Below are 5,900 nucleotides of genomic sequence, written 5' to 3' on the forward strand. Positions count from 1 at the left end.
GTGGCTCGTCCATAGCGGTAGTATGCCGGATTCTACTGATTCTCGCAACTCAGGAGTGACCCACCCTGAACGGATACGCACGCAGTTGAGGAGGCGGCAGATCTCGTTCCATGCCTCGTAGTCCCAGCCCTCGCCCATGCCCGTATTGGGGTTGACATAATTGAAGGGCGGGTAGGCATTCTCGACCGCAATCGTCACCTCGCGCCCGCCCAGGTCGGGCAGGGTTCCACTGGTGGTGGTAGCCTCGGTGGTGGCCTCAGCAGTGGTGGCCTCGGCGGTGGTGGCCTCGGCAGTGGTGGCCTCGGCAGTGGTGGCCTCGGCGGTGGTGGCCTCAGCAGTGGTGGCCTCAGTTGGCGCAGAAGCCGGAGCATTTGTCGGTGCGCTCGTCGGCGCAGCCGGTGTACCACCACATGCGGACAGCATAGCCGCCAACAGTAGCACCAACACCAGCATCAGACGGTGTCGCATACAGGTTCCCCTTTGTGGTAAAGCACCGCAACGAGCGGTGCAAACGGATAGCTGCAATTTTACACCCATTATGCAAGGTTTGGTGCAGCAGGGCTATTCATTCACCAGCAACGGAAAGATCGCCGCTACCTCGCGATCTCCCAATTCAGCGACGGCGATAACCCGCCAATCCCCGGCCATCACATAGACCGTCGTAACTTCGTAAGTACCCTGGCCGAGCGCCTTGGCCACCGGCTTACTACCACTCAGACAGATCATATCCATACCGAGATCAAAATAGACACTCTCAGCCTCAACGGGTTGCCCATGCGCATCGCGCAGGGTCAGGCGCAGTTGCTGGGCATAGTTGATACGCGGGTTGCTGGTGTAATCGAGGGTAAAGGTAACCTCCTCACTCACCCGCTGGTCGCGCACCATATCGGCGGGCAGGGGCGGCAAGGCCACCCCACCACATCCAACCAAGCCGAGGAGCAGCAGGAGTGCCAGAACGATTCGTGTACGCCAGGGGTGCATAGGCAATGCTTACTCCTGCTCAGCGATCAGACGCTGAATATCGGCACTAATTACCGTATGCGGCGTCCCAAAGCGGTAGATGAATCGCAGCCGCCCTTGGCGATCCAACAAATAGGCCGAGGCACTATGGTCAACCAGATAGGCCGCCGCGCTTCCTTCCACCGCGTGGCGCTGGTAAAAGAGATCATACTCCGGGCCGATCTGTTGCAGAATAGCCGCATCACCACTCATACCAATAAAGCTCGGATCATACACCTTCAGATAGCGCTCCAACACGGCTGGAGTGTCGCGTTCGGGGTCAACACTGACCATCAGGACATTGAACGCATCGCGTTGTTCGCCCAGATCCTGTTTGACGCCAATGAACTCAACCAGGGTCGTGGGGCAAATATCGGGGCAGAAGGTGTAGCCAAAGTAGAGCAAGAGCGGCTTGCCACGCAGATCGCTTAGGCTGAGCGGCTGCCCGCCATTACTACTCGGCAGAGTGAAATCGGTCACTTCGCGGGGCGGGCTGATCTCCGTCCCGGCCTGAGGCACCTCTGGGGTGAGCACCGGCTCACTCGTGGGGATGGGGGTCGCCGTCAGGCCACTGCTACTTCCACAGGCCGTGAGCAGCACGAGGAAGAGCAGGGGCACGAGGGTGCGTAGGGGCATCGGTGGCTCCTTTGGTGGGGGTGTCGGGGTAGCGACGCAAGATGCTGCGTCGCTACGTGCGTCGCTACCCGACGCAACATCTTGCGTCGCTACCCGACGCAACATCTTGCGTCGCTACCCGACGCAACATCTTGCGTCGCTACTGCGTCGGCGGCATTCGTACCGGAGCCTCGATCTGGATCGTGCCCGCATTCTGGAAGGTGAGGGTGATCAATACCATATCGCCCTCGTTCAGATCCTGGCGCAAGCCGATCAACATCACATGCAAGCCACCCCGCTTGAGTTCGACCGAGCCGTTGGCCGGAATATCAATCTTCTCAACTGGGGTCATCTTCATCACATCGCCCTCCATCACCATCGTGTGGAGTTCGACCGTCTCGGCCACGGCACTTTCGGCACGGATGAGGGTGTCGGGGGTGCTGCTGCTATTGGTGATCAGCATAAACGCGGCGCTGGTGCCTCCACTCATGTGGCTCGCCATGGGGGTTGCCATATCCCCGGCCATTGGGGTGCCATGCATAGGCGGGGTCGCCATATCCCCGGCCATGGGGGTCGCCATATCCCCGGCCATGGGGGTCGCCATATCCCCGGCCATGGGGGTCGCCATATCGCCGGCCATGGGGGTCGCCATATCTCCGGCTACCGCTGCACCCGTCATTGCGGCTGGCCGCACCCAGGGGTCGCTAATCGTCAGGGTCATTGCCGATGGATCGAGCGCAATGGTGGTCGGCGCACTGGTCGGGCTGGTGGTACTGGTGGTGCTGGCACCACAGGCGGCGAGGAGCAGCATGGCGCTGATCAGCGCCAACAGGGCAATATGCTTCCGCATAGGTGTTGGTTCCTTTACTTAGATAGGTGTGAAGAGACTGATATACTGAGTGGCATTTGTAGGGGCGCGTCGCGACGCGCCCCTACGGAATTACCGTGGCGGGGGCAATGGTGGCGACCAGCGTAATGAGGCGAGGATCTGGGGCGTAGGCATACTGATCTGCATCAAGGCAATGATCAGGAAGATGGTGGGAGGCAGAATAGCTGGCAGGCTAGGCCAGAAGGCGGGCAGGGGAATATGGCTCGGATGCGGTGCTTCGGGTTCCTCCTGCACAAAGGAACAGAGGAAGTAGTTGCGTTGGCTGCCCTGGCGCTCCGCCGGTGAAAGATGTGCATCGGCGGAGCAGTGGATGATGCAGAGGATGGGTTGGATACACAAAAAGACGAGCAGCGTTGCTGCAAAGAGCGCTGGCCACTGCTGACGCAGCCACGCACGTTGGTGTGAAGGCTGCGTCAGCGTGTGCATCTAGAGGTACCCGATCATCACGAGGGCCAGGATGATCAACCCGGCGATAATCCGATAGATTCCGAAGGCGACGAAGTTGTTGCGGGCGACATAGCGCAGCAGCCAGCCAATACTGAGCCAACCGACGATCATCGCCACCACCGAACCAAGCAAGAGGCGGCCCCAATCATCAGGCTGAATCTGGTCAAGACTGCCGATCAGATCGAAGATGGTCGCCGCGCCTAGCGTAGGAATCGAGAGATAGAACGCGAAGGTCGTGGCGGTGCGCCGGTCGAGCCCGGCCAACAACCCACCCACAATCGAGGCGCCAGAGCGTGACGTACCGGGCACCAAGGCGAAGATCTGGGCCACCCCGACGCCAAGAGCTTGGCGCCAACTGATAGCTCCGAGTTCGTTGGTGCGGGCGGGGCGGTGGGGCAGTAACTCGATCAGCAAGAAGATGATCCCGCCCACAATAAGCGTCGTGGCAATCGTTGGGGGGCTATCGAAGATATACTGCTTGATCGGCTTGCGAAAGATCAACCCCACGGTTGCTACGGGGATAAATGCGATCACTACCGCAATCCAGAGCCGTTGCGCCGCCACTCTGGCCTCGGCACTCTTGGCCCCTAGTAGGGCTTGGAGTTGACTCAACAGATCCTGGATATAGAAGGTGACCACCGCGATGACCGTGCCAAGTTGGATGGCAATCTCGAAGGTTCCGCCAATGTTGCCCTCAAATCCGATCAGATCGCCCACCAGCAACAAGTGGGCGGTGGAGGAGATCGGCAGGAACTCGGTTAGCCCTTGGACAATACCCAGGATGCAGACCTGCCACCAAGTGGGGTCAAATGGGATGGTAATCCCCAGACTGATCAGCAGCAGCAGGCCGACTATGATCGCAATTGGTATGGGAAGGCGGGGTGTTGGAGTAGACTCCGCCGAGGAAGATCGCGCCACAACAAGAAACTTTCTACTATCGTAACTGTTCACTGTTCCCCTGGCATCCACGTGTTGACGCAAAGACGCAAAGCCTTCAATAAAACCTTCGCGCTTTCGCGCCTTCGCGTCAACACGAGGTTTCTTTTACCCCAAATGTGAACAAGTACCTAACTATCGCCCGAATTTCAGACGATGGATCAGATCATACGGCAATCCGGCCTCTTGCATCTGATGTTGCGTCTTGGCAATATCATAGGTGATACGATGGAAACGGATGGAGTTATGCACCGTATCGAAGACGGCGAAGGCCGCACGCGGATCTTGGTCGCGTGGTTGCCCAACACTGCCAGGATTGATGAAATAGCGCGTTGATCGATGTAGTTCGATTGTTTCACCTGGCTCTGGTAGGAAGCGCTCGGCATGTTCGCTGCCGTGGCGCATGCGGAAGCCAAGCTGAATGTGCGAATGACCGATGACACAGACCTGATTGGGGAAGTACTCGAAGTTTGCCGCTGCCTGTTCGGGCATCAACACATACTCCCAGACCGGCTCACGCGGGCTACCATGGGCTAAGAAAAACTGCTTATCCACATGAAAGCTCGGCGGAAGTGGGTCCAACCATGCACGGTTTTCTGGCAACAGTTGCTTTCCATTCCAGAGGTTCGCCTTGCGCGCATCGGGATTAAAATCACGAAGATCGATTCGCCCCAGACATGCCAAATCATGATTGCCCGTGATCGCAATCTGAGCATGCTTGCGCATTAACTCGATACACTCATTTGGCCGTGGCCCATAGCCAATCGTATCACCAACGCACCACAACGCATCAAATGAGCCGGCTGCTTCCAGTACCGTCTCAAGTGCTACCAGATTGGAATGGATGTCTGAGAGAAGCACAATCCGCATATGATCTTGATCCCAGTAATCGTCACACTTTGACGCTAAAAGAAGCGAAGCCTATAATACGCGCTGACCGCCACTATGCAGGAGCTACGAAGACCTATGCTTGAACCATCAGGCCATTGTCCATATCTCGGCCTGAAACAGAACCAGGCTATTCGTTTTGCTTCCCCCACACCTGAACACCGCTGCTACGCATCGGGACAGGCCCAGGATATTCCATCATCACAGATGGAGTATCAGGTGCGCTATTGTCTCTCGGCAGGTCATGTTAGGTGTCCATTATACACGGGCTCTGGATTGCCTTCAACGCCCGCACTCAGTGCCGGTGCTGCGGCGCTCGATCTTTCGGCTCCGCCGCAGAGTTTGCGCGGTTGGTTTGCGGCGCTCTCTTTGCGTGATCGGATGATCTATGTCGGCCTGTTGGGGTTACTCCTATTTATTTTTATTGTCTACAGTGTCGCTGGGGTTAATCTCTTGCGCAGCAATGGTTTTTTTGGCCAGGATGTCGCTCCTTCGCCCCAACCATCCGTGCCGCTGGTTGAGCAAGATACGGCAACGCCGACCTTTACGGTTACGGTGGTGACGCCGACGCGCTCGCCGACGCCCTTGCTTACCCCTACGCCAACCTTTACGCCGACGCTCATACCCTCACCAAGTGTTACGGCGACGCTTACGCCGGTACCTACTGAGCTACCTATCGTTCTGCCAACCTTTACCCCCACCAACACCCCCGCGCCCCTGGTGCCGATCTGGCCGACGCCGGAGCCACCCACGGCGACGCCGGAGTTGCCCACGGTGCCGCCGGAGCTACCCACGGTGCTGCCGGAGCTACCCACGGTGCCGCCGGAGCTACCCACGGTGCCGCCGGAGCTACCCACGGTGCCGCCGGAGTTACCTACGGAGATGCCGCCTCCAGCGCAGACTCCCGATCCTCAGCCGTCGCCAACCGAGATGTATCAGTTTTGAGGTTGGTATTTCCGTAGGGGCGAAGCATCGCCCTCCAGATGACCGGGGAAACCCCACACATGTTGGGCGGCGATGCTTCGCCCCTACATGCCCCCCCACCATGCCCCGCGCCGCCACGGGTGCGCCGCCACGGGGTTCCCGCCATGCCCCGCGCATGCCCGCCCCACCCGGCATTTCCGTA

General features: G+C 58.8%; 7 protein-coding genes and 1 pseudogene. 1 reads left to right on the forward strand and 7 read right to left on the reverse strand.

The window, feature by feature from the left end; translation table 11 throughout:
* The 7 genes and pseudogenes from EKD03_RS15615 to EKD03_RS15645 all read right to left on the reverse strand — a co-directional run.
* Positions 1–468, reverse strand: a pseudogene (locus EKD03_RS15615) (hypothetical protein); the annotation flags it as partial.
* A 93-nt stretch (positions 469–561) separates the two neighbouring features.
* Positions 562–981, reverse strand: a complete 420-nt coding sequence (locus tag EKD03_RS15620) for a FixH family protein (RefSeq protein ID WP_129632921.1) — start codon at positions 979–981, stop codon at positions 562–564.
* 9 nt (positions 982–990) lie between these two features.
* On the reverse strand, positions 991–1,635 hold the full coding sequence (locus tag EKD03_RS15625) for an SCO family protein (protein WP_129632924.1): 645 nt from the start codon (positions 1,633–1,635) through the stop codon (positions 991–993).
* A 139-nt stretch (positions 1,636–1,774) separates the two neighbouring features.
* Entirely contained in the window at positions 1,775–2,464 is a 690-nt protein-coding gene (locus tag EKD03_RS15630; RefSeq protein ID WP_129632927.1) for a copper chaperone PCu(A)C, read from the reverse strand.
* Between the two features lie 90 nt (positions 2,465–2,554).
* Positions 2,555–2,929 carry a hypothetical protein gene (locus EKD03_RS15635; RefSeq protein ID WP_129632930.1) on the reverse strand — a complete coding sequence of 125 codons (375 nt, stop codon included), beginning with the start codon at positions 2,927–2,929 and terminating at the stop codon, positions 2,555–2,557.
* Positions 2,930–3,868 (reverse strand): undecaprenyl-diphosphate phosphatase, encoded by a 939-nt coding sequence (locus EKD03_RS15640; protein ID WP_238613552.1) that lies wholly within the window; start codon positions 3,866–3,868, stop codon positions 2,930–2,932.
* A gap of 153 nt (positions 3,869–4,021) precedes the next feature.
* The gene (locus tag EKD03_RS15645) at positions 4,022–4,756 is read right to left on the reverse strand and encodes a metallophosphoesterase family protein (RefSeq protein ID WP_129632933.1); all 735 of its coding nucleotides are present in this window, start codon (positions 4,754–4,756) and stop codon (positions 4,022–4,024) included.
* Positions 4,757–5,050: 294 nt separating this feature from the next.
* Between EKD03_RS15645 and EKD03_RS18495 the strand changes: the two genes are divergently transcribed.
* Complete coding sequence (locus EKD03_RS18495) at positions 5,051–5,719, forward strand: hypothetical protein (protein ID WP_161569287.1); 669 nt, start codon at positions 5,051–5,053, stop codon at positions 5,717–5,719.
* Positions 5,720–5,900 lie beyond the last annotated feature (181 nt).

This window comes from Candidatus Oscillochloris fontis (assembly GCF_004138135.1).
GTDB classification, from domain to species: domain Bacteria; phylum Chloroflexota; class Chloroflexia; order Chloroflexales; family Chloroflexaceae; genus Oscillochloris; species Oscillochloris fontis.

What these genes read in the sequence shown, in the direction of transcription:
- EKD03_RS15620 (WP_129632921.1), bottom strand. Translation starts at nt 981, where the DNA reads ATGCACCCCTGGCGTACACGAATCGTTCTGGCACTCCTGCTGCTCCTC.
- EKD03_RS15625 (WP_129632924.1), bottom strand. Translation starts at nt 1,635, where the DNA reads ATGCCCCTACGCACCCTCGTGCCCCTGCTCTTCCTCGTGCTGCTCACG.
- EKD03_RS15630 (WP_129632927.1), bottom strand. Translation starts at nt 2,464, where the DNA reads ATGCGGAAGCATATTGCCCTGTTGGCGCTGATCAGCGCCATGCTGCTC.
- EKD03_RS15635 (WP_129632930.1), bottom strand. Translation starts at nt 2,929, where the DNA reads ATGCACACGCTGACGCAGCCTTCACACCAACGTGCGTGGCTGCGTCAG.
- EKD03_RS15645 (WP_129632933.1), bottom strand. Translation starts at nt 4,756, where the DNA reads ATGCGGATTGTGCTTCTCTCAGACATCCATTCCAATCTGGTAGCACTT.